The sequence below is a fragment of the Natrinema soli genome (assembly GCF_028618695.1).
Genome location: NZ_JAQIVI010000594.1, coordinates 1 through 1,918, shown reverse-complemented (window position 1 = coordinate 1,918; position 1,918 = coordinate 1). Strand labels below are relative to the sequence as shown.

The 1,918-nt window shown below is 66.0% G+C and carries 2 protein-coding genes and 1 pseudogene; 2 read left to right on the top strand and 1 reads right to left on the bottom strand.

Going from position 1 to position 1,918, the window contains the following annotated elements:
• Window positions 1-645: aldehyde ferredoxin oxidoreductase C-terminal domain-containing protein (locus PGX04_RS27290; protein WP_273741363.1), on the top strand; the 645-nt coding region annotated here is incomplete at its 5' end.
• Between the two features lie 42 nt (window positions 646-687).
• On the opposite strand, the gene PGX04_RS27285 is transcribed toward PGX04_RS27290, so the two are convergent.
• Window positions 688-960, bottom strand: coding sequence for a DUF8113 family protein (locus PGX04_RS27285; RefSeq protein WP_273741362.1), 273 nt, complete (start codon window positions 958-960; stop codon window positions 688-690).
• 527 nt (window positions 961-1,487) lie between these two features.
• Here PGX04_RS27285 and PGX04_RS27280 point away from each other — a divergent pair.
• Window positions 1,488-1,918 (top strand): annotated as a pseudogene (locus PGX04_RS27280) (NADH-ubiquinone oxidoreductase-F iron-sulfur binding region domain-containing protein); the annotation flags it as partial.

Here is a 1,918-nt window from a genome sequence, read left to right as displayed (position 1 = left end):
CTTGCCGCGGACCGGTACGGCGGCGAGGCGTTCGTCCCGACCGTCAAGTCGATGGCCGTTCCGTCGTACGACCCGCGACGGGCCGGCAGCATGGCACTGGCGTACGCGACGAGCGATCGGGGAGCCTGTCACCGTCGCGCGCGTCCCTTCGAGCGGGAGGTCTTCGACGAGGAGTGGTCGCTCCGGGACCAGGTCCGGGCGGTCGTCACTGCACAGAACGCCCGATCCGTCCTCTGGAGTTTGCCGACGGACGACTTCCTCGGGGACGTGTTCGACGATCTGGGTGCCGAGTGGCTGACCGCGCTCGGCCGACCCGCTGACTCGAGCGAACTCTACCGACTGGGGGAGCGAGTGTGGACGCTCGTTCGGCTGTTCAACGTTCGCGAGGGGTTCGACAGGGAGGACGACAGTCTCCCGTCGATCTTTCGCGACCCGCCCGCCGACTCGCACGGACGCGGCGGTGCCATTGATCCGGACAGGTTCGAGCGGGCGCTCGATCGCTACTACGCGGCCAGGGGCTGGGGTCCAACCGGTCGGCCGTTGGCCGAAACACTCGAGCGCCTCGAGCTCGCCGATGTCGTCGACGACGGGACGCCGCTCGATGACCCACGGGAGTGGGACGACGGCAGCGTCAGCGAGTCGTAATCGTGACGATCGTGCCTCACCGGCTGTCCGACCGCTCGCGAACTATCGGAGCTGCATCTCTTCCGCCCGTTCGACCGCGAGGTCGGTGATTTCATCGATGGAACTGTCGGAGCGGTCGGCGAGAACGCGAAGCAACATTCCGAGTTGGATCGCAGCCGTCTCCCGGAGCTCGGTCGCCGCTTCGGTGTCGTTCCCGAAGTAGTACTCGTGGCGGCCGTCCTCGTGAACGAGTCCGGTGTATACCGACAGGAGATCGTCCTCGGTAACCGCGTCGGCGGCCTGTTCTCGAAGCGCCTCGAATTGCGGGTTCGTCATCGTTTCGGGACAGCGTTCGCTGCTCCCTCAACGCTTCGGTACCGATCGATCACTGCTCGCTCCGACCGATCGGTTTACTGGCACGTTCTGCGTCCCACGTGCGGACTGCGAGACGAAGCTATTACGTCGATGCCGGTGGAGTCTCACCTCATGGCGAAACGTCGATCGACTGCGCTCGTCACCGTCACACTGGTGATCGTGTTCGTCCTCGGACAGCGACTGCGCCAACAGCAGCCGGGAGTAGAGCCCCCGTTCTAAATTCCTCGTCGGAGCCGCATTCTCGATACAGCCTCTCTCTCGAGCGGTGCGAGGTCGACCGAGACGGGGTGCCCGGATGACGCGACTAGCGAAGCCGTGAGCGGACACAGCCGTGAGAGCGGGGACAACGGGCTATGAGAGATCTGAGACAGCGAGCCGTGACACCGTCCGAGCGGGCGAGCCGTGACGGCCCGCCACCGAATCGCAACCGGTCTCCCGATGTGACTTTCGGGTAGTTTTTAATAGCCCACTGCAAACGACGCGTATCGATGACGGACGTTACAGGTGCCGGTAGCGAGTCGCCGACTATCCGTATCTCGGCGGCCGTCTCATCGGACCGCGGAGACCGCGTCTACGACGCCGCCTGCGACGAAGCGGGGTCAGTGTCGGTCGTCCGGACAGGACCGACCGGCGTCGACGCGCTCGAGCCGCTGGTTCTCGCGACGGACGGCGGGCGAACCGCCTTCGTCTACTCGTCCTCCCCCTCGACGGCTCGCGAACTCGCCGGCGAACTGGAATCGGGCACAGTTCCGACGACTCGCGCGGACGCGGTCGTCGAGCACGATCCGGACGTTTCGTCCCTTCCGGTTCCGGAAACCGGTCCGCTGTCAGTCGGCCGACGACACGTCCTCGGCCCGTGTGGCTGGGTCGACCCGCTCGAGCCGGTCGACTACCCGCTCCGCTCGAGCGATCGAACGGC

What these genes read in the sequence shown, in the direction of transcription:
- PGX04_RS27285 (WP_273741362.1), bottom strand. Translation starts at nt 960, where the DNA reads ATGACGAACCCGCAATTCGAGGCGCTTCGAGAACAGGCCGCCGACGCG.